Source organism: Solirhodobacter olei (genome assembly GCF_004010155.1).
Classification (GTDB): Bacteria; Pseudomonadota; Alphaproteobacteria; order Rhodobacterales; family Rhodobacteraceae; genus Solirhodobacter; species Solirhodobacter olei.
Map to the genome: position 1 here is coordinate 13,877 of NZ_RRYH01000027.1, position 19,746 is coordinate 33,622.

The window sequence follows — 19,746 nt, forward strand, 5'->3', positions numbered from 1 at the left end:
AACGCTCGACACGCGGCGACTGCTGACCTCCGATTGCAGAACGCCATCCGTCGCTGGCTTGGCGAGGCTGATCGCTGGCGGGACATGTGCCAAGTGCCAGTCCGTTCAGCGTTGCTTCCGGAGAAGGTAGAAGAAATCTCTTTCGTCTGGAAAGGAAAGAAACCGCGGAAGCGCCCGGCCATTGCTGTCAGATTTATCGGATTCGGCCATTGACGGAACGAGGTGCTCGACCTCGATCGTGCCGCCATCGTGGACGTAAAGTGCGAGGTAGGTGAACACCGGCGCGTTCATGTCGAGAAGCATGGCAGTGCGACAGCCATAGGCCTCGAATGTCCGGGCCATGGCCGAGGGCGTCGCGGACGAGAAGAGCGCGTAGATCAGGTAGGTGGTGCCATTGGCATCCCGCAGACAGGCCCCGCCCCGCTCCGTCCTCAGGTGGCCCTTTGCCGAACCAGACCAGTTGCCGGGGCCCCACTGGGCTACGTACGGGCCCGGGATGCCCTTGCCCGAGGCATCGGGCTCGATGAGCGCGACGCCATTCTGCCGGGCAAAGACTAGCTGCGGCAGGAGGGCGTTGTCGGCCTTGTCCCAGGTCTTCATCCCGATGGTCCCGTCGGTCAGGCCGTAGAGCGTGACAAGGCCCGTGTGGAGCTTGCTGAAAATTGTGCCGTCCTGCAGGAACCCGTAATGGGTTCCTTCGTTCACTGTCGAGAATGGTCCGAACTTGAAGGCGCCCTGGAGCCGCTTGTACCCGCCGGTGAAGACGGCGACGGCCCGGTTAGTGAGCGCCGGGCTGATCATGCCGAGGCGCACCAGAGGGTTTGAGCTGTCGATGCCATCCGGGCCCGGCAGTCCGGGCGTGCGCACCGATGGACGCGGACGAGGCGACCAGCCCACGCGGGGATGTCGGTTGCCGAGCGCATAGCCAAGCTCGAAGCGGGAAAGATCGAAAGAGATGAGATAGACAGGTGCCTGTGCCTCGACGGCATCGAGCGGATTGGTCCGGCCCGGTCCATGCAGGATGGCCGGATCGATCGCATCCGGCCGCAGGACGCTGGCGAAGACACCGTCGATTCCAGCGACGGGATACCAGAGGCCGAGGCCCATGCGTTCCCGTGGAGCGCTCAGGAGACCGAGCCCCAGGTTCGCCGTGACGACGGGCCGGGGCCTCGTCGGGTCGAGCTGGGCCGCTCCCGGACCGGTAGCCGGACCGACGGCTGGACTGGCGGTGGGGGCCAACCCCTGCGCCGCGCCGCTGTCGTAGAACTTCCGGCTGTCGAACTCTGCGAGCGTGGTGTCGTGCCAGACGTGATCCTGCAGAAACGCAGCGCTGCGATCGCGATCGGCGCTGGTGTCGTGGAAGGCCATGCGCAGATAGAGCCGCCCCCCGCAAATAGGGGCATAGGACAGTCCGCTTGCCTCGGCCGAGGCAATCGCGGGCGGCGAACCTGAGAAGAGATCACAGTCCATCGGCCCTGCCGCGCTGGCGAGCTGCAGCCCGCCACTGGCACCGAGCGTGAGGGTCTGGCCTCGCGGGTCGGGGTTCTCGATGTGGTAGGTCTTCAGGTCACCACCCTCTTTCGTGCCTGTCTGAAGCACGAACCAGGCGTTGACCCCGGGATTGAGCGAGATGAGCCGAACCGCGGTTCCGCTGGTGAGTTGGGCCGTACTGACGCTGCGCAGCGGCTGCAACGCCATGATCGTCTTCGGTTGATTGGCGTCGTACTCAGAGCGCTGACGTGCGAGATCGGTCTGGCTCTGCGCCGCGGCCGCGAAGGCGATAGAGATGACCGCAAGGAACAGACCAACGGCGAGGCCGGACGCTTTTCGGTGCAGGTGGAACAGGTGCCTAAATCCAGAACGCAACGCCTTACGCCACCTTTTGCTTCGGAAGCGCAATGTCACAGGGACCGCCATCGGCATGATCGGGCGTTGCCCTCCGCCGCAGGTCACCGGTTCATTCATTGCGCCTTCGCTCGATTGCCTTTCCGCGGGGCCCCGACCCCTGCCTCAACCTAGGGCCGGCACGCTGACGATAGGTTGACGGGGGTCAATTCGAACAAACCTCCTTCGCAACCGTCACCTAGGTAGGGCCAGCAGAGAAGTCCGGCGTCCGACCGCTCTGTTTTTGCGGGGAAGTCCTGACCTGGCAATAGGCTTTTGACGGGTTCGGACTGCATCCAGAGCCTTGGACTGGGTCCCAACGAACGACAGCTTTGTTGCCGAATATTGATCCTGAACGGAAGACCAGGGGGCGTTCTGCAGCCAATTGTACGGTGCGCAGGTCAGACGCGATATCTGCTCCGGCAGCTGCGCCGTGGGGCTGGTGTCAGTCTGAGGAAACTACATTTCAGGTGTCGCGACTTCGGCGCTGCATCGTTCCGGATAACCTCAGGAGATGATTTTGCGGGTCAATCTGCGGACGGGTTTCGTTCTGTCGCTGAGTTTCGCTATCGCGGTGCTTGTGCTCCGTACCGTTTTGGTAGGCACAGGCCAACCAAGTGCTTCGGTGCCTTTGCGAAAGGGTCCCTCTGCCGTCAAGATTCCCAGAAACGAAGCTTCTACGTCTGGCTCGATGGCACCAGCCGTAGTGACCGGCCAACCCAACGTGCCCCCGCAAGTCGCCGGCTCAAAGTTCCCTCATGTGGCCGCTGAACTGGCCCGAGCCGCGGGTGATCACTTGCCGTCTTTGAACCGGGTACTGCAGGCAAGAATGGGCCCCGTAGCAGCGGCAACTCCGCGAGACACGGCGGCTCTCGGAAATTATGACGTGTTAATCGCCGATGAAGGGAACGACAGGCTGCTGATCGTCAATCCGCAAAAGAAGATCCTATGGAAATATCGCTTCCATGGAACAAAGGTGGGTGCGGATGACGCGTTCTTCACCGATCATGGCAAACAGGTCATTGTGAACCTCGAGCATTCACAATTCCTGGAAAAGGTCGACATAGCATCGCACAAGCCGGTTTGGCAGTACGGACGGCTGGGCTATCCCGGGTCGACCGGGGAGGAGATGTACTTCCCCGACGACGCCTACCAGATGCCAGGCGGGAACGTGATCGTCGCCGATATACGCAACTGTCGGATCATCGAAATTTCGCCTGACAAGAGGATCATTCGACAAGCAGGAGAGACCGGCAACTGCTCGAACGCAAAAGGAACGCTTCGCTCACCGAACGGCGACACACCGCTTTCCAATGGAGATATGCTCGTAAGTGAGATCCAGAACAACGTGCTTACTGAACTGGGACCGGACTGGAAACCAAGATGGTCACTCAAGCTTCCAATCCGCTATCCGTCTGACCCCCAGCCAACCAAGAATGGCAACTACGTCATTGCCGGCTACACCAATCCTGGAAAGATCATCATCATCAGTAAGCATGGTCGGGTAATCTGGCGCGACCGGACGGTCACTGGTAGGGCGTTGAACCACCCTTCGCTCGCAGAGCAGTTACCGGACGGCAATATCATGGCGACGGACGATCTGAACGATCGTGTCATTGTCATCGACCGGAAGACGGGTCGTGTCCTCTGGCAATATGGCGTGACCGGGGTCGGAGGGAGCCGACACGGATACCTCCGGGAACCAGACGGGTTTGACATCATCCCATCGGGAATGCCCGGACGCACGAGATAGAAGCCGCGGTCGGTGCCGACTTCCTTGAATGCCCGCTTCTTGGGGGCTCACCGAAGGGCCTGAACGGCTGGAATCGGGGCGCTCAGCTGCCCAGCGGGTCGGGTCCGGCGAAGGATTACCCTCGAGCCCAGACTCTGTTGCGCATTTCGGCTGTTAGGCGAGGTTCCCCTATCCCCGGTCAGACTTATCATACGACCTCAGTGACAAGTATGCCGAGCGCGGTGTAGCCATTCAGGACGGCTATGCGGATCTGGAGTTGAGCGACTTGACGGTCGAACTCCCGCGCCATGAGGCGCTGCTCCAACAGTTTCACCCAGTGCATCTTCGTTTCGACGCGGCTTCGGCGGTGATAGCCACTCCAATTTCACCGAAGCGCCCAACCGAGATATTTAGACGCCCGCAAGGCTTTGTTTCGTGCGAACGCCCCGGCGGTGGTTGGCTTCCGTGTTTTGCACTCTTGCGGGGTGGGATGACGGCGGCGGCGCCTCGATCCGCAATGGCATCCTGGCACTTACGCGTGTCATAGGCGCCATCTGCCGTGACGCTACTGATCTCCTGTTCGGGTGGGATCTGATCGATCAATTCCGGCAGCATGGGGGCATCGCCGATGCCACTGCTGGTGAACTCGACGGCTCGGATCTCCAGCGTTTGTTCGTCGATCCCGAGGTGGATTTTGCGCCAGACCCGCCGTTTGGGCCGCCACGCTTACGCGCATTCCACGCGCCTTCGCCCTCGACCTTGATGCCCCTCGCCGGTTTGCTCGCACCGGTGGCGCTTACCGGCTCGATGTCGACCAGCCGATGCAGGGGCCTCTTGGAGCCGCGATACGGGATGTTAACGGCCAAGGTCTTCTGACGGCGAGACAGCGTGCTGAAGTCGGGCACCGGCGCCTGATCGCTTCATTGTAGGCACGCCAGGTCCTGGTCTTGTAGGTAGGGGGTGTGGGTCTGCTCATGCCGTCCATCTATCATGCTGGATTCACGAGATGAATCCCCATAGGGGTTTGTGCATCAGAGCCAAACTCGGCCAGAAGACCGCCGAGGCGGAGGCCGCCCAGGCAGCAGCGGCGGCCCCGCCGCCTGATCCGGAGGCGGCCTACGCCGAGGCGCTTCGGCGACTGGAGGAGCTTCTGGGCCAGCCCGCCTTTGTCGACCGGGCCCACGATCACCTGGCAAGCCTAATCCGAGAGGTCAGGCTCCGACCGGGCGACATCGCTGCAGACGGCCTGGGTGCCGAGACCCGATGGGATCTCGGCACTTTGCTTTCGGCAGCGGGTCAGCGAGGCTGCCTTGCGCGTCGCTTCATCGGTGACACGCAAATGATGGCTGGGTCCGGGGCAGCGCCCCGGCGCTTGACCCGTTCCGTGCCCATCGGCAAGCTCGGGCGAAACGGAGGTCCCGATGCACGGCCATTGCACCTGCGGCGCGGTCCGCTACCGGCTGACGGACCGGCCGCTCTTCACCCATTGCTGCCATTGCACCTGGTGTCAGCGCGAGACCGGCTCTGCCTTCGCGCTGAACGCGATGATCGAGACGGACAGGGTGGACCTGCTCGCCGGCGCGCCGGAGGAGATCGTCACCCCCTCGGCCAGCGGCAAGGGCCAGATCATCCTGCGCTGCCCGTCCTGCCATGTCGCGCTCTGGAGCCATTATGCCGGCTCCGGGCGCAGGATCGCCTTTGTCCGCGTCGGCACGCTGGAGGATCCGGCGGCCTGTCCGCCGGATGTGCATATCTTCACCGCGACCCGACTGCCTTGGGTGCAGATCCCGGCGGGCGCGCGGGTCTACGAGGCGTTCTATCGCCGCTCGGAGATCTGGCCGCCGGAAAGCCTCGCCCGGCGCGCCGCGCTGATGGCGGACGGGCCGGGCTGAGGGGGGCGGGGCTCAGGTCCGGAGCGCCTCGGCGATCTGCACCGCGTTCAGCGCCGCGCCCTTCAGAAGCTGGTCGCCCGCGATGAAAAGCGCGAGCGTGCGGCCCGAGGGATCGGAGATATCCGTGCGCAGGCGCCCGACGAGCACCTCTTCCGCCCCAGTCGCCTCGGAGGGCATGGGGAAGAGGTTGGCGTCGCGGTCGTCGACCAGCCGAACGCCCGGCGCGGCGGACAGAAGCGCGCGAGCGTGCTCCACCTCGACCGGGCTGTCGAACTCCACCGAGGCGGCGATGGCATGGGCGCGCAGGATCGGCACGCGGATGCAGGTGATGCCGATCGGCAGCGCGGGGGCATCGAAGATGCGGCGGGTCTCGGCCACGACCTTCTCCTCCTCGCCGTTATAGCCGGTCTCGGGGTTCACCGCGGCGTTGTGGCTGAAGATGTTGAAGGCATAGGGATGGGGCAGCACCTTCGGCGCATAGGCCTCGCCCGCGAGCGCGGCGGCGGTCGAGGCGCGCAGCTCCTCCATCGCCGCGGCCCCGGCGCCGGAAGCGGCCTGGTAGGTCGCGGCCTGGATCCGGCGGATCGGATGGGCGCGGTTCAGCGCGGCAAGCGCCACCGTCAGGATCGCGGCAACGCAGTTCGGGTTGGCGATCACGCCGCGATGGGCGCCGAGCGCTGCGCCGTTGACCTCGGGCACGACCAGCGGCACCTCCGGATCCATCCGGAAGGCCGAGGAATTGTCGATCACGATGGCCCCGGCGCTGACTGCCTCGGGCGCGTATTGGCGCGAGATCGTAGCCCCGGCGGAGAACAGCGCCACGTCGATCCCGTCGAAGCTGTAGGGGCCGAGGGGCTTCACCTCCACCTCGCCGCCGCGGAACGGCAGGCGGCGCCCGGCAGAGCGGGGCGAGGCGAGCAGGCGCAGCTCGCCCACCGGGAAGCCGCGGTCTTCCAGACAGCGGATCAGCTCGATGCCGACGGCACCGGTGGCGCCGACGATGGCGACGGAAAGCGGACCCATCGGCAGGCGGGCGCCGGCGATGGGGCGGTCGATCAGGTGAAGCGTGTCGTGCATGGTTGCTCTCTCTTGGGTTGGGCGAGAGAGCGGGCACCTGGCGCGTGGCGGCCCCTCCCTCCCGGGGGGGCCTTCTGGTGCTATGCCGTGACCGTCACCGCATGCAAGCCAGGGCCCCCGCCGGAGCGGTGGTCTTGGTCGTGCATTTTTTCGTTACGGTCAGGGTCATGCGGGCGGCGTAGCGGCGGCGGGGCGCGGCGTCAACGGAAATTGTGCGGCCCGCCGGGGCATGCGGCAGAAGGGCCACGCGGGGCGGCGGGTAACACCCGGCGGCGTCCCGCGCGGGGGGCCGCGTACCCGGCGGGGTGGCAAGCGAGGGCGCGCCTCACCCCTAGCGTTGCGGGGCTGTCTCGGCTAGACTGCCGCCCGAGACCCGGAAAACCGGGCGAGCAGAGGCAGAGCGGTCAGATGACAGAGATGGTCTATGGCACCGTCCGCGTGAAGGCGGGCGACCCGGTGCTTCCCCGCTGGTGGCGTACGGTCGACAAATGGACCGTGGCCTGCGTGCTTCTGCTGTTCGGGCTGGGGCTGCTTCTCGGCCTCGCCGCCTCGGTGCCGCTGGCCACGCGGAACGGCTTCCCGCCCTTCCATTATGTCGAGCGCCAGGCCGTCTTCGGCCTCGTCGGCATGGTGGCGATGTTCTTCTGCTCGCTTCTGACGCCGGATCAGGTGCGCCGCTTCGGCGTCCTCGGCTTCCTCTTCGCCTTCGTGGCGCTCGCATTCCTGCCGGTCTTCGGGTCGGATTTCGGCAAGGGCGCGGTGCGCTGGTATTCGCTGGGCTTCGCCTCCGTCCAGCCCTCGGAATTCGTCAAGCCCGCCTATGTCATCCTCTGCGCCTGGCTGATGGCCGCGAGCCAGGAGATCAACGGACCGCCGGGCAAGACCGCCTCGTTCGCGGTCACCGTGGTCGTCGTGGGTTTCCTTGCGATGGAGCCGGATTTCGGCCAGTCGGCGCTGGTGATCTTCGCCTGGGGTGTGATGTATTTCGTCGCCGGGGCGCCGACCCTGATCCTGGTCGGCGTGGCCGGCCTCGTCAGCGGCGGCGGCGTGATCGCCTATGACTATTCCACCCACTTCGCGAAGCGGATCGACAGCTTCATGTCGGCCGACCTCAACCCGCGCACGCAGGTCGGCTACGCGATCAACGCGATCCAGGAGGGTGGCTTCTGGGGCGTCGGCGTCGGCCAGGGCCAGGTGAAATGGCAGCTGCCCGACGCGCATACCGATTTCATCATCGCGGTCGCCGCGGAGGAATACGGCACGCTGATGGTGCTCTTCGTGCTGTCGCTCTACACCACGATCGTGGTGCGCTCGCTGACGCGGCTGATGCGCGAGCGCGATCCCTTCACCCGGATCGCCGGAACGGGGCTTGCCTGCATCTTCGGGGTGCAGGCGCTGGTCAACGTCTCCGTCGCGGTGCGGCTCATGCCCGCCAAGGGGATGACGCTGCCCTTCATCAGCTACGGGGGCTCCTCGATCATCGCCGCGGGGATCACCATGGGGATGCTGCTGGCGCTGACCCGGACCCGGCCGCAGGGCGACCTGGGCCAGGTTTTCAAGCGGGGCCGGTGATGGCACGCGAAACGGCCCGGGCCCCGCTGCTGCTGATCGCGGCCGGCGGCACCGGCGGGCATATGTTCCCGGCCCAGGCGCTGGCCGAGGCGATGGTGCGCAAGGGCTGGCGCGTGAAGCTGTCGACCGATGCCCGCGGCGCGCGCTATGCCGGGGGCTTTCCGCATGTGGTGGAGGTGGCCGAGGTGGCTTCCGCCACCTTCGCGCGCGGCGGCGCACTGGCCCGCGCCATGGTGCCGGTTCGGATCGGGGCGGGGGTTCTGGCCGCGCTCTTGGGCTTCTGGCGGGACCGGCCGGCGGTGGTGGTGGGCTTCGGCGGCTATCCGACGATCCCGGCGCTGACAGCTGCGACGATCCTGAAGCTGCCGCGGATGATCCATGAGCAGAACGGCGTCCTCGGCCGGGTCAACACCCGTTTCGCGCCGCGCGTCGACGCGGTCGCCTGCGGCACCTGGCCCACCCGCCTGCCCGACGGGGTGCGCGCCGAGCATACCGGCAACCCGGTGCGCGCCGCGGTGCTGGAGCGGGCGGGATCGGCCTACATTGCCCCGGGCGACTACCCGATGAGCCTTCTGGTCTTCGGCGGCAGCCAGGGCGCGCGGGTACTTTCCGACGTGGTGCCCGCCGCCGTCGCGACCCTGCCGGACGCGCTTCGCCGCAACATCCGCGTGGCCCAGCAGGCACGCGAGGAGGATATCGCCCGGGTGACCCAGGCCTACGCCGAGGCGGGCGTGCGCGCCGAGGTGGCGAGCTTCTTTTCCGACATTCCCCGCAGGCTTTCGGAGGCGCAGCTGGTGATCTCGCGCTCCGGCGCCTCCTCTGTCGCCGATATCTCGGTGATCGGGCGGCCGTCGATCCTCGTCCCCTTCGCCGCCGCCACCGGAGACCACCAGACCGCCAATGCCCGCGGCCTTGCCGAGGCCGGCGCGGCAATCCTGATCCCGGAATCGAGGCTTGACGCCGCCAGCCTTTCGGACCAGATCGCCACGATCCTCGGAAGCCCCGACGGCGCCCAGCAGATGGCCGCCAACGCGCTCGCGCAGGGCCTCCCGGATGCAACAGACAGGCTCGTCAGAATGGTCGAGCAGATCGCGAAGAAAGACGCTGTAGACTTATGAATGCAAGTGCCGCCACCAAGCTGCCCGGCGAACTCGGTCCGATCCATTTCGTAGGGATCGGCGGGATCGGCATGTCGGGTATCGCCGAGGTGCTGATGACGCTCGGCTATGCCGTGCAGGGCTCGGACGCGAAGGCCTCCAGGATCACCGAGCGGCTGCAGTCGCTGGGCGCGACGGTCTTCGAGGGTCAGCGGGCCGACAACATCGGCGAGGCGGCCGTTGTCGTCATCTCCTCCGCCATCAAGCGCGGCAACCCGGAGCTGGAGGAGGCGCGCCGCCGCCAGCTTCCCGTCGTCCGCCGGGCCGAGATGCTGGCGGAACTGATGCGGCTGAAGTCGAACATCGCCATCGCGGGCACCCACGGCAAGACCACGACCACGACGATGGTGGCGACGCTTCTGGACAAGGGCGGCTTCGATCCGACCGTGATCAACGGCGGGATCATCCATGCCTATGGCTCGAACGTCCGGGCGGGTGCGGGCGAATGGATGGTGGTGGAGGCCGACGAGAGCGACGGCTCCTTCAACCGCCTGCCGGCGACGATCGCGGTCGTCACCAACATCGACCCGGAGCATATGGAGCACTGGGGCGATTTCGACCGGCTGCGCCAGGGGTTCACCGATTTCGTCTCCAACATCCCGTTCTACGGGCTGGCGGTCTGCTGCACCGACCATCCGGAGGTGCAGGCGCTGGTCGGCCGGGTGACCGACCGCCGCATCGCCACCTTCGGCTTCAACGCCCAGGCCGACGTGCGCGGGATCAACCTGCGCTTCGAGGGCGGCTCGGCCCATTTCGACGTGGTGCTGAGCGGCGAGACCGACGACGAGGGTACCCCTTCGATGATCGAGGGCTGCACCCTGCCGATGCCGGGGACGCACAACGTCTCGAACGCGCTTGGCGCGATCGCGGTGGCCCGCCACCTCGGCATGAAGAAGGAGGAGATCCGCGCGGCGCTGGCCGGTTTCGCCGGGGTCAACCGCCGCTTCACCAAGGTGGGCGAGGTCGATGGCGTCACCATCATCGACGACTACGGCCACCACCCGGTGGAGATCGCCGCCGTGCTGAAGGCGGCGCGCCAGGCCGTTTCCGACCGGCCCGGCGCCCGCGTGATCGCGGTCCACCAGCCGCACCGTTTCACGCGGCTGCATTCGCTCTTCGAGGACTTCTGCACCTGCTTCAACGAGGCCGATGTCGTCGCCATCGCCGAGGTCTATCCCGCCGGCGAGGATCCGATCCCGGGTGCCACGCGCGATGACCTCGTCGCCGGCCTGATCGCGCATGGCCATCGCCATGCCCGCGCCATCCTCGACGAGGACGACCTCGTGCGGCTCGTGCGCGAGCAGGCCCGCCCGGGGGATATCGTCGTCTGCCTCGGCGCGGGGACGATATCGACCTGGGCCAATGCCCTTCCGGCCCGGCTCAAGGCTGGGGGCTGAGATGCTGCTGGCGCTCGCCTGTATCCTCTGGGTCTTCGCCGCGACCGGCATCGCCATGCTGCCGATGCGACGCCAGATGCTGCCGGGCTTCGGGCTGCTGATTGCCGCGCCCGTGATCATCGTCTGGATCGGGGCGGCGCATGGCCCCTGGATCGCCGCGCTCGCCGCGCTGACCTTCTTGTCGGTGTTCCGGCGCCCTCTCGTTTACCTGAGCCGGCGGGCGCTGGGGCTGCCGTCGAAACGGCCCGACCGGGAGGGGCGCTGATGCTGTCGATCACGCTGGCCTGCCTCTGGGTGCTGATCGCCACCGCGATCGCCCTGACGCGCGGCCGCTACCACTGGCCCGCCGCCTATGCGCTGATCGCATCGGGGATCCCGATCGTGGGCTATGTCACCTTCCAGGACGGTCCCGTGCTGGGGATGATCGTGCTTGGCTGCGGCGCCTCCATGCTGCGCTGGCCGGTGCGCTTTGCCACGCGCTGGCTGGTGCGGCGGATGCGCGGCCGGCCGGGCGGGGCGGAATGATCCCGGCTGCCGCCGCTGCAGCCACGAACCTTGCCGTGGGGGCTGCGGGGGGCGCTGCCGGGAGCCCGAGCATTCTCGACGCGCTGCGCGCCGTGCCGCCCGACGGCATCGCGCTCGCCGCGGGGCTGAGCTTCGCGGGCTTCCTGCTCTTCGGCCGCTGCGGCTGGAGAACCTCGGCGCTGGTCGTGGCCTGCGTGCTTGCCATGGGGCTGGCCTTCTGGGGCGGGATCGCCGTGCTTTCCGTCGATGCCGCCGGGCGCGCCTCGGCCAAGGTGGTGGCGGGGCTGCAGCTTTGCTACCTGATCGTCGGGGGCCTGGGCTGGCTGATCGGCCGGCGCTGGCGCGCCCGGTCGGGGGCCGGAGCGGGGAAGCTGGAATGACCGGCCTTCCCACGCCGCGCGGAACCCTCACGCCGAACCGGGCGCTGGCCGATCTCACCTGGCTTCGGGTCGGCGGCCCGGCGGACTGGCTGTTCCAGCCGGCGGATGCAGAGGATCTGGCGGACTTCCTGAAGGCGCTCGACTCCGCGGTTCCGGTCTTTCCGATGGGCGTCGGGTCCAACCTCATCGTGCGGGACGGCGGGCTGCACGCACTCGTGATCCGCCTCGGGCGCGGCTTCAACGCGATCAGGGCAGGGGACGGGACGGTCACCGCCGGGGCCGCCGCGCTCGACGCGCATGTCGCGCGCCGCGCGGCGGAGGCGGGGCTGGACCTCACCTTCCTGCGCACCATCCCCGGCGCCATCGGCGGGGCGGTGCGGATGAACGCGGGCTGCTACGGCTCCTATGTCGCCGACCATTTCACCGGCGCGACCGCGATCACCCGCGCGGGCGAGATCGTGGAGCTTTCGCCCGCCGATCTCGGCTTCGCCTACCGCCATTCCGAACTGCCGCCCGACTGGACGGTGATCGAGGCCCGCTTCGCCCCGCCCGGCGGGGAGCCGGAGGCGCTGGCCGCGAAGATGGAGGAGCAGATCGCCCGCCGCGACGCCTCCCAGCCCACCAGGGACCGCTCAGCCGGGTCCACTTTCCGCAACCCGGCGGGGTTTTCCTCGACCGGCCGGGCCGACGACACGCATGAGCTGAAGGCCTGGGCGCTGATCGACAGGGCCGGTCTCAGGGGCGCGCGGAGGGGCGGGGCGCAGATGTCCGAAAAGCACCCCAACTTCCTGATCAATACGGGAAATGCGAGTGCCGCCGATCTTGAAGGATTGGGCGAGGAAGTCCGAAAAAGGGTTTTCCAAGACTCCGGGCTGCTGCTAGAGTGGGAAATCATGAGGGTCGGCGAACCGGCCCCGGACAACTAGAGCGGGCAGGGCGGCCGAGAGCGCCGTCACATGACCCGTCAGAGGCAGTTATGGCAGGCATGTCGGGCAGGGCAGCCTCCAATGTTGCAGTGCTGATGGGCGGCCTTTCCGCGGAGCGGGAGGTGTCGCTGTCGACCGGGCGCGAATGCGCCGAGGCGCTGCGGGAGGCCGGATACAAGGTGACGGAGCTGGATGCCGGCCCCGACCTTGCCGCACGTCTTGCCGATCTGAAGCCCGATGTCGCCTTCAACGCACTCCACGGCCGCTGGGGCGAGGATGGCTGCGTACAAGGCCTGCTGGAATGGCTGCGCATTCCCTATACCCATTCGGGCGTCCTCTCCTCTGCCCTCGCCATGGACAAGACCCGCGCCAAGGCGGCCTATCGCGCCGCGGGCCTGCCGGTGGTCGAAAGCGTGATCGCCCCGAAGGCGGAGGTCGAGGCCCGCCACGTCCTGGCCCCCCCCTACGTGGTGAAGCCGAATGCAGAGGGCTCCTCCGTCGGGGTCTATATCGTGCGCGAGCAGGCCAACGGCCCCCCCGTGCTGTCCGCCGAGATGCCGGAGGAGGTGATGGTGGAGACCTTCGCCCCCGGCCGCGAGCTGACCGTCAGCGTGCTGGGCGACCGGCCGCTGACCGTGACCGATATCCTCACCGACGGCTGGTACGACTACCACGCGAAATACACGCCCGGAGGGTCGCGCCACGTCCTTCCGGCAGAGGTGCCGGCCGAGATCTTCGACGCCTGCATGGACTATGCCGTGCGCGCCCACGTCGCGCTTGGCTGCCGTGGGGTGTCGCGCACCGATTTCCGCTGGGACGAGGCCCGCGGCCCGGCTGGGCTGATCCTTCTGGAGACCAACACCCAGCCCGGGATGACGCCCACCTCGCTGACGCCGGAGCAGGCCGCCCATTGCGGCATCGGCTTCCCGGCGCTCTGCCGCTGGATCGTGGAGGACGCTTCGTGCAACCGATGACCCGCCGCGACCCCGCGCCCTCGCGCCTCGCCTATCGGCTGCAGCGGCTCTGGCTGACGCCGCTGTTCCGCGGCTTCCTGCGCCACGGGGTGCCGGCACTGGCGATCATGTTGTTCTTCGGCATCTGGCTGGGCAACGTGCAGCGCCGCGACGCGCTGGTGGCGCAGTTCGAGGCGCTGAAGAGCCAGGTGGAGCACCGGCCGGAATTCATGGTCACCATGATGTCGGTCGACGGCGCCTCGCCGGCACTGGGCGACGCGATCCGCAAGATGGTGGACATCTCCTTCCCGATCTCCTCCTTCGATCTGAAGCTGAAGGCAATCCGCGCCCGGATCGAGGGGCTCGACGCCGTCGCCGCGGCCGATATCCGCGTGGCGCCCGGGGGCGTGCTGCAGGTCGAGATCCGCGCGCGCAAGCCGGTGATGGTCTGGCGCGGCCCGGCGGGGCTGGAGATGGTCGACGACACCGGCCACCGCGTGGCCACGCTGGCCACCCGCGACGCCCGCGCCGACCTGCCGCTGATCGTGGGGCAGGGCGCCAACAAGGCCGTGCCAGAGGCGCGCGCAATCCTTGCCGCCGCGGGCCCGCTGGCGCCGCGCATCCGCGGACTCGTTCGCGTCGGCGCCCGCCGCTGGGACGTGGTCCTCGACCGCGACCAGAAGATCATGCTGCCCGCGACCGATCCGGTCGCCGCGCTGGAACGCGTCATCGCCCTCGACCAGGCCCAGGGCCTGTTCTCGCACGACATCACCGTGGTCGACATGCGCCTGCCGGACCGTCCGACGCTGCGCCTCAGCGACCAAGCCTTTGCCGCGCGCCAGAAGGCGCTGGGACTCAAGCCATAGGAGCCGTCCGAAGATGACCGACCTCTACCAGTCCCAACGTGCGATGCGGAACATGCGGCGCGCCGCCATGCAGCGGGGCGTGATCGCGATCCTCGACATCGGCACGTTCAAGATCGCCTGCCTCGTGCTGCGCTTCGACGGCCCCAGCCAGCTGGGCGAGCGCGACGGCGTCGGCCCGATGGCCGGCCAGTCCTCGTTCCGCGTCATCGGCGCGGCCACGACCCGGTCCCGCGGCGTCCGCTTCGGCGAGATCGACGCGATGGCCGAGACCGAGCGCGCCGTGCGCACGGCCGTGCAGGCGGCGCAGAAGATGGCCAACGTCCGGGTCGACCACGTCATCGCCTGCTTCTCCGGCGCGCGGCCGCGCAGCTACGGCCTTGTCGGCGAGCACATGCTGACCGACCGCGTGGTGACCGAGCAGGACGTGGCCCGCGTGCTGGCCGCCTGCGATGTCCCCGACGTCGGGCGCGACCGCGAGGTGCTGCACGCCCAGCCGGTGAACTTCGCGCTCGACCACCGCTCCGGGCTGGCCGATCCGCGCGGGCAGTCGGGCAACAAGCTGACCTGCGACATGCACCTGCTGACGGTCGACGCGATGGTGGTGGAAAGCCTTCTGCACTGCATCAACCGCTGCGACCTGGAGGTCGCGGGCCTCGCCTCGGGTGCCTATGTTTCCGGCGTGGCGAGCCTCGTGGAGGACGAGCAGGAACTGGGCGCGGCCTGCATCGACATGGGCGGCGGGGCGACGGGCCTGTCGATCTTCATCAAGAAGCACATGATCTACGCCGACTCGGTCCGCCTTGGCGGCGATCACGTCACCTCGGACATCTCCAAGGGCCTGCAGATTCCGCTGACCGTGGCCGAGCGCATCAAGACCCGCCACGGCGGCGTTCACGCCACGGGCATGGACGACCGCGAGATGATCGAGATCGGCGGCGATTCGGGCGACTGGGAGAAGGACCGCCGCCAGGTCAGCCGTACTGAGCTGATCGGCATCATGCGCCCCCGGGTCGAGGAGATCCTGGAGGAGGCCCGCGCGCGGCTCGACGCGGCCGGCTTCGACCATCTGCCAAGCCAGCAGATCGTGCTTACCGGCGGCGGCAGCCAGATCCCCGGGCTCGACGGGCTTGCAGCGAAGATCCTCGGCCAGAGGGTGCGCCTCGGCCGTCCGCTGCGCGTTCAAGGTCTGCCGCAAGCCGCGACAGGACCGGCTTTTTCCTCTGCCGTGGGTCTCTGCCTCTTTGCGGCCCATCCGCAGGACGAGTGGTGGGATTTCGACATCCCGGCCGATCGCTATCCCGCCCGCTCGCTGAAGCGTGCCGTGAAATGGTTCAAGGATAACTGGTGACCACTACAGGATGACGTAATGGCGAAATCCCGCTGGTTTGACCTGCCCGGTCCCCATATTTTGTGGGAAACCGGCGTTTTTTGCGTGACCTCCAGCCAGCCAATGGCTAAGGTTGCGCAAATGCGGGGTCGATCGGCGGAGCAGGCCGGATAACTGGTGCAGGCGGGATAAAGCGATGACATTGAATCTAACGATGAGCAGCGACCACCAGGAAGAGCTGAAGCCGCGGATCACGGTGTTCGGCGTCGGCGGCGCAGGCGGCAATGCCGTCAACAACATGATCGAGAAGAAGCTCGAGGGCGTTGAGTTCGTCGCCGCCAATACCGACGCTCAGGCCCTTTCGCAAAGCCGCGCGACGGCCAAGATCCAGATGGGGATCAAGGCGACCGAGGGGCTCGGCGCGGGCGGCAAGCCCTCGATGGGCGCGATGTCGGCCGAGGAGACGATCGAGGAGATCGTCGACCATCTCGCCGGCGCGCACATGTGCTTCATCACCGCCGGCATGGGCGGCGGCACCGGCACCGGCGCGGCCCCGATCATCGCGCAGGCGGCGCGGGAGCTGGGCGTGCTGACCGTGGGCGTCGTCACCAAGCCCTTCCAGTTCGAGGGCGCCAAGCGGATGCGCCAGGCCGAGGAGGGCGTCGAGAGCCTTCAGAAGGTCGTCGACACGCTGATCATCATTCCCAACCAGAACCTGTTCCGGCTGGCGAACGAGAAGACGACCTTCACCGAAGCCTTCGCAATGGCCGACGACGTGCTCTACCAGGGCGTCAAGGGCGTGACCGACCTGATGGTCCGTCCGGGCCTCATCAACCTCGACTTCGCCGACGTGCGGTCGGTGATGGACGAGATGGGCAAGGCGATGATGGGCACGGGCGAGGCCTCGGGCGAGGACCGCGCGGTGCAGGCCGCCGAGAAGGCGATCGCCAACCCGCTGCTCGACGAGATCAGCCTGAATGGCGCCAAGGGTGTTCTGATCAACATCACCGGTGGCTACGACATGACGCTGTTCGAGCTCGACGAGGCCGCGAACATCATCCGCGAGAAGGTCGACCAGGACGCCAACATCATCGTCGGCTCCACGCTGGATACCGAGATGGAGGGGATGATCCGCGTCTCCGTCGTCGCGACCGGCATCGATGCGTCGCATGTCCACCGCGACCTGCCGCAGCCGCGCCGCAAGATGACTGACGCGGTGGCCCAGGCCGCCGAACCGGCGCCGGCCCCGGCCGAAACGGCCGCCCGCGTGCCGCTGCAGATGCCGCCGGCCTTCGCGCCCGCGGCTGGCGCGCCGGTGCAGGAAGAGCCGACGCTCTTCACCGATCCGCAGCCCGAAGAGGCGATGGAAGACGAGGCCCCGGCCTTCATGCCACGCCAGGACGCAGTGCCCTCGGCCCCGCCGTCCCGTGCGCCGGTGGCCCGCGAGGACCTGCCGCCGCCGGCCTACCGGCCGCAGCCGCAGGCTCAGGCGCCGCAGCATCCGGCCCCGAGCCATGACGAGAGCGCCGGCGATTTCGTCGCCCCGCGTCCGCGCCCGGCCGGAACCCCCTCGCCGGAGGCGATGGCGCGCCTTGCCGCAGCTGTGAACCGCGGCCCCGGGGCCGCCGCGCCGCGTGCGCCCGCCGCCGCGCCGCAGCAGCGCCAGCAGCCCGCCGCGCAGCAGCGCCCGGCCGCCGCCGAGAAGCCGCGCTTCGGGATCAACTCGCTGATCAACCGGATGACCGGCCACGCGGCGGACCCCGCGCCGGGCGCCGAACGCTCGGCCGCGGTGCGTGCGCAGCCGCCGGTGACCGCCCACGAAGAGGATCAGGACATCGATCCCGAACAGGAGCGGATCGAAATCCCGGCATTCCTGCGGCGCCAAGCCAACTGATCGCGGTAACATTTTGCGGAAAAGGGCCGGAGAAATCCGGCCCTTTTCTTGTTTTATTTCAGGGTATTATGCCCGGTTCCGAGCGGATTGGCACGATCCCGCCGGACCAATTGGTTAATGTTACATCGCGTTGCAAAGAGTGAGTTGAGCTTGCGCGGGTGCACTTCTAAGTGACGAATGCGGCAGGACGTATGTCGTACTTCAAGACGCATACCAGGACGAAATTCGGTGCAGCACGCGATCAAATCCCCGGTCAGTTTCTCCGGCGTCGGCCTCCACACCGGCGCGCCGGTGCGCATGACCATCCGGCCGGCCTCGGCGGATTACGGCATCTGGTTCAAGCGGCTCGACGTGACGCGCGGCGACGCGATGGTTCCCGCGATCTGGAGCGCGGTCGTCCCCGCCAGGCTCTGCACCCAGATCGCCAATGCCTCCGGCGTGACCGTCTCCACGATCGAGCATGTGATGGCGGCCCTTGCCGGCTGCGGCATCCACAACGCGCTGATCGAGATCGACGGCCCGGAAGTGCCGATCCTCGACGGCTCCGCCACCGCTTTTGTCGAAGGCATCCTCGGCCGCGGCATCCGCACGCTTGCGGTGCCGCTGCGCGCCTTCCGCATTCTCGACCGGATCGAGGTCAGCGAAGGCGCGGCCATCGCCCGGCTCGACCCGGCCCCGGGGCTGGAGATCGACTTCCACATCGATTTCGTCGATGCCGCCATCGGTCGGCAGTCGAAGCGGCTGAACATGGCCAACGGCGCTTTCGTGCGCGAGCTTTCCGACAGCCGCACCTTCTGCCGGCAGTCGGACGTCGACTACATGCGCGCCAACGGCCTTGCGCTCGGCGGAACGATCGACAATGCCGTCGTCGTCGATGGCGATGCGGTCCTCACCCCCGGCGGTCTGCGCCACGCGGACGAGGCCGTGCGCCACAAGATGCTCGACGCGCTCGGCGACCTCGCGCTGGCGGGTGCGCCGATCCTCGGCCGCTACACCGGCAACCGGGCGGGCCACGCGCTGACCAACAAGCTGCTGCGCGCGCTCTTCGGCAATCCGGACGCCTATCGGCTGACCGAAATCGAACCCGGCGAGCGGGCCGCGCTTCCGGGCGTCGGCATCCACCGGGCCGATCTTCAGGCCTACGCCTGACCCCCTTCACCGCCAGCGTAAAGAACGCCAAAGGCGTTTTGCGCCCGGAATTTTTCTGTGCTAGGAGACGGTCAGACGCGCGGGGCAGGGGGGACGGCGGCAGGCAATTGTCCGCTCCCATGCGATCCGGTCGCAGATAACGGCGATGGGTAGGCAGAGCATGGCAGGCAGAGGGTCAACGGCGGCGCTGGTCGGGTCGCTCATGTTCACCTTCGCGCTGGCAGGCTGCGGCGGCGGTGGGCAAAGGGCCAAGACGATCCCGAACGAGGATCTGACCGCCAAGCAGATATATTCCCGCGCCGAATACGCGCTGGAGGGCCGGCACGACCCCAAGACGGCAGCGAAGGACTTCGGCGAGGTCCAGCGGCTCTACCCCTATTCCGCCTGGGCCAAGCGCGCCACGATCATGGAGGCCTATGCCGACCATCAGGCGAAGAAATACCAGGAAAGCCGCGACGCCGCGCAGCGCTATCTGGACTACTACCCGGGCGACGAGGATGCGGCCTATGCGCAATACCTGCTCGCGCTGTCCTATTACGACCAGATCGATGCCGTTGGCCGCGACCAGGGCGTGACCTTCCAGGCGCTGAAGGCGCTGCGCGACGTCATCCAGAAATACCCCAACAGCGACTACGCCCGTTCGGCGATGCTGAAGTTCGACCTCGCCTTCAACCATCTCGCCGCCAAGGAGATGGAGATCGGCCGCTATTACGAGAAGAAGGGCGATTACGCAGCGGCCGCCAACCGCTTCCGCGCGGTGGTGGAGCAGTACCAGACCACGACCTACACGCCCGAGGCGCTGGAGCGGCTGGTGGAATGCTACATCGCGCTCGGCTTCACCGATGATGCCCAGACGGCGGGGGCCATCCTTGGCCACAACTTCCGCTCCAGCCCGTTCTACCAGGAGGCCTATGTGCGCCTGAAGCACAACGGCCTCGCCCCGTCGGCGAAGACGGGCAGCTGGCTGAACCGCATCTTCGACAACGGCGCGAAGAGCGGCAAATAGCGGGGCGCC

Annotated in this window: 17 protein-coding genes and 1 pseudogene; 15 read left to right on the plus strand and 3 right to left on the minus strand. The window is 67.6% G+C overall.

Annotation, left to right across the window (positions count from 1 at the left end; translation table 11 throughout):
- Positions 1-105: 105 nt before the first annotated feature.
- Positions 106-1,965, minus strand: a complete 1,860-nt coding sequence (locus EIP85_RS17055; RefSeq protein ID WP_127903424.1) for a hypothetical protein — start codon at positions 1,963-1,965, stop codon at positions 106-108.
- An 805-nt stretch (positions 1,966-2,770) separates the two neighbouring features.
- On the opposite strand from EIP85_RS17055, the gene EIP85_RS17060 reads away from it, so the two are divergent.
- Positions 2,771-3,637, plus strand: a complete 867-nt coding sequence (locus EIP85_RS17060; RefSeq protein WP_127903425.1) for an outer membrane protein assembly factor BamB family protein — start codon at positions 2,771-2,773, stop codon at positions 3,635-3,637.
- Between the two features lie 187 nt (positions 3,638-3,824).
- Here the strand turns inward: EIP85_RS17060 and EIP85_RS17065 are convergent.
- Positions 3,825-4,592 (minus strand): annotated as a pseudogene (locus EIP85_RS17065) (IS5 family transposase).
- Between the two features lie 445 nt (positions 4,593-5,037).
- Here EIP85_RS17065 and EIP85_RS17070 point away from each other — a divergent pair.
- Positions 5,038-5,508 (plus strand): GFA family protein, encoded by a 471-nt coding sequence (locus EIP85_RS17070; RefSeq protein WP_127903426.1) that lies wholly within the window; start codon positions 5,038-5,040, stop codon positions 5,506-5,508.
- 12 nt (positions 5,509-5,520) lie between these two features.
- On the opposite strand, the gene EIP85_RS17075 is transcribed toward EIP85_RS17070, so the two are convergent.
- Positions 5,521-6,585, minus strand: coding sequence for an aspartate-semialdehyde dehydrogenase (locus tag EIP85_RS17075; protein WP_127903427.1), 1,065 nt, complete (start codon positions 6,583-6,585; stop codon positions 5,521-5,523).
- Between the two features lie 408 nt (positions 6,586-6,993).
- Here EIP85_RS17075 and EIP85_RS17080 point away from each other — a divergent pair, with 408 nt between their 5' ends.
- From EIP85_RS17080 to EIP85_RS17140, 13 genes are all read left to right on the plus strand, one after another.
- Positions 6,994-8,157, plus strand: coding sequence for an FtsW/RodA/SpoVE family cell cycle protein (locus EIP85_RS17080; RefSeq protein ID WP_127903428.1), 1,164 nt, complete (start codon positions 6,994-6,996; stop codon positions 8,155-8,157).
- Positions 8,157-9,275: a UDP-N-acetylglucosamine--N-acetylmuramyl-(pentapeptide) pyrophosphoryl-undecaprenol N-acetylglucosamine transferase gene (locus tag EIP85_RS17085; RefSeq protein ID WP_127903429.1), complete on the plus strand. Its 1,119-nt coding sequence runs from the start codon at positions 8,157-8,159 to the stop codon at positions 9,273-9,275. The genes EIP85_RS17080 and EIP85_RS17085 overlap by 1 nt, the downstream gene beginning before the upstream one ends.
- Complete coding sequence (murC, locus tag EIP85_RS17090) at positions 9,272-10,711, plus strand: UDP-N-acetylmuramate--L-alanine ligase (protein WP_127903430.1); 1,440 nt, start codon at positions 9,272-9,274, stop codon at positions 10,709-10,711. The genes EIP85_RS17085 and murC overlap by 4 nt, the downstream gene beginning before the upstream one ends.
- Position 10,712: 1 nt before the next feature.
- Positions 10,713-10,976: a DUF2484 family protein gene (locus tag EIP85_RS17095; RefSeq protein WP_127903431.1), complete on the plus strand. Its 264-nt coding sequence runs from the start codon at positions 10,713-10,715 to the stop codon at positions 10,974-10,976.
- Positions 10,976-11,236: a DUF2484 family protein gene (locus EIP85_RS17100; RefSeq protein WP_338325354.1), complete on the plus strand. Its 261-nt coding sequence runs from the start codon at positions 10,976-10,978 to the stop codon at positions 11,234-11,236. Before EIP85_RS17095 ends, EIP85_RS17100 begins: the two co-directional genes overlap by 1 nt.
- Positions 11,233-11,616 (plus strand): hypothetical protein, encoded by a 384-nt coding sequence (locus EIP85_RS17105; RefSeq protein WP_127903433.1) that lies wholly within the window; start codon positions 11,233-11,235, stop codon positions 11,614-11,616. The genes EIP85_RS17100 and EIP85_RS17105 overlap by 4 nt, the downstream gene beginning before the upstream one ends.
- Positions 11,613-12,542, plus strand: a complete 930-nt coding sequence (gene murB / locus EIP85_RS17110) for a UDP-N-acetylmuramate dehydrogenase (RefSeq protein WP_127903434.1) — start codon at positions 11,613-11,615, stop codon at positions 12,540-12,542. The genes EIP85_RS17105 and murB overlap by 4 nt, the downstream gene beginning before the upstream one ends.
- Before the next feature lie 50 nt (positions 12,543-12,592).
- Entirely contained in the window at positions 12,593-13,516 is a 924-nt protein-coding gene (locus tag EIP85_RS17115; RefSeq protein ID WP_127903435.1) for a D-alanine--D-alanine ligase, read from the plus strand.
- Positions 13,513-14,361, plus strand: coding sequence for a cell division protein FtsQ/DivIB (locus EIP85_RS17120; RefSeq protein ID WP_127903476.1), 849 nt, complete (start codon positions 13,513-13,515; stop codon positions 14,359-14,361). The genes EIP85_RS17115 and EIP85_RS17120 overlap by 4 nt, the downstream gene beginning before the upstream one ends.
- 13 nt (positions 14,362-14,374) lie before the next feature.
- Positions 14,375-15,709: a cell division protein FtsA gene (gene ftsA, locus EIP85_RS17125; protein ID WP_127903436.1), complete on the plus strand. Its 1,335-nt coding sequence runs from the start codon at positions 14,375-14,377 to the stop codon at positions 15,707-15,709.
- Between the two features lie 175 nt (positions 15,710-15,884).
- The gene (gene ftsZ, locus EIP85_RS17130) at positions 15,885-17,582 is read left to right on the plus strand and encodes a cell division protein FtsZ (protein WP_127903437.1); all 1,698 of its coding nucleotides are present in this window, start codon (positions 15,885-15,887) and stop codon (positions 17,580-17,582) included.
- Between the two features lie 228 nt (positions 17,583-17,810).
- Positions 17,811-18,731, plus strand: coding sequence for a UDP-3-O-acyl-N-acetylglucosamine deacetylase (lpxC, locus tag EIP85_RS17135; protein WP_127903438.1), 921 nt, complete (start codon positions 17,811-17,813; stop codon positions 18,729-18,731).
- 160 nt (positions 18,732-18,891) lie between these two features.
- On the plus strand, positions 18,892-19,737 hold the full coding sequence (locus tag EIP85_RS17140; RefSeq protein ID WP_127903439.1) for an outer membrane protein assembly factor BamD: 846 nt from the start codon (positions 18,892-18,894) through the stop codon (positions 19,735-19,737).
- Positions 19,738-19,746: the final 9 nt, after the last annotated feature.

Coding starts and splice junctions, on each gene's coding strand:
- EIP85_RS17140 (WP_127903439.1), top strand. CDS start 18,892: ATGGCAGGCAGAGGGTCAACGGCGGCGCTGGTCGGGTCGCTCATGTTC.
- EIP85_RS17105 (WP_127903433.1), top strand. CDS start 11,233: ATGATCCCGGCTGCCGCCGCTGCAGCCACGAACCTTGCCGTGGGGGCT.
- ftsA (WP_127903436.1), top strand. CDS start 14,375: ATGACCGACCTCTACCAGTCCCAACGTGCGATGCGGAACATGCGGCGC.
- EIP85_RS17085 (WP_127903429.1), top strand. CDS start 8,157: ATGGCACGCGAAACGGCCCGGGCCCCGCTGCTGCTGATCGCGGCCGGC.
- EIP85_RS17075 (WP_127903427.1), bottom strand. CDS start 6,585: ATGCACGACACGCTTCACCTGATCGACCGCCCCATCGCCGGCGCCCGC.
- EIP85_RS17055 (WP_127903424.1), bottom strand. CDS start 1,965: ATGAATGAACCGGTGACCTGCGGCGGAGGGCAACGCCCGATCATGCCG.
- murB (WP_127903434.1), top strand. CDS start 11,613: ATGACCGGCCTTCCCACGCCGCGCGGAACCCTCACGCCGAACCGGGCG.
- EIP85_RS17095 (WP_127903431.1), top strand. CDS start 10,713: ATGCTGCTGGCGCTCGCCTGTATCCTCTGGGTCTTCGCCGCGACCGGC.
- EIP85_RS17120 (WP_127903476.1), top strand. CDS start 13,513: ATGACCCGCCGCGACCCCGCGCCCTCGCGCCTCGCCTATCGGCTGCAG.
- ftsZ (WP_127903437.1), top strand. CDS start 15,885: ATGACATTGAATCTAACGATGAGCAGCGACCACCAGGAAGAGCTGAAG.
- EIP85_RS17070 (WP_127903426.1), top strand. CDS start 5,038: ATGCACGGCCATTGCACCTGCGGCGCGGTCCGCTACCGGCTGACGGAC.
- EIP85_RS17100 (WP_338325354.1), top strand. CDS start 10,976: ATGCTGTCGATCACGCTGGCCTGCCTCTGGGTGCTGATCGCCACCGCG.
- EIP85_RS17080 (WP_127903428.1), top strand. CDS start 6,994: ATGACAGAGATGGTCTATGGCACCGTCCGCGTGAAGGCGGGCGACCCG.
- EIP85_RS17115 (WP_127903435.1), top strand. CDS start 12,593: ATGGCAGGCATGTCGGGCAGGGCAGCCTCCAATGTTGCAGTGCTGATG.
- murC (WP_127903430.1), top strand. CDS start 9,272: ATGAATGCAAGTGCCGCCACCAAGCTGCCCGGCGAACTCGGTCCGATC.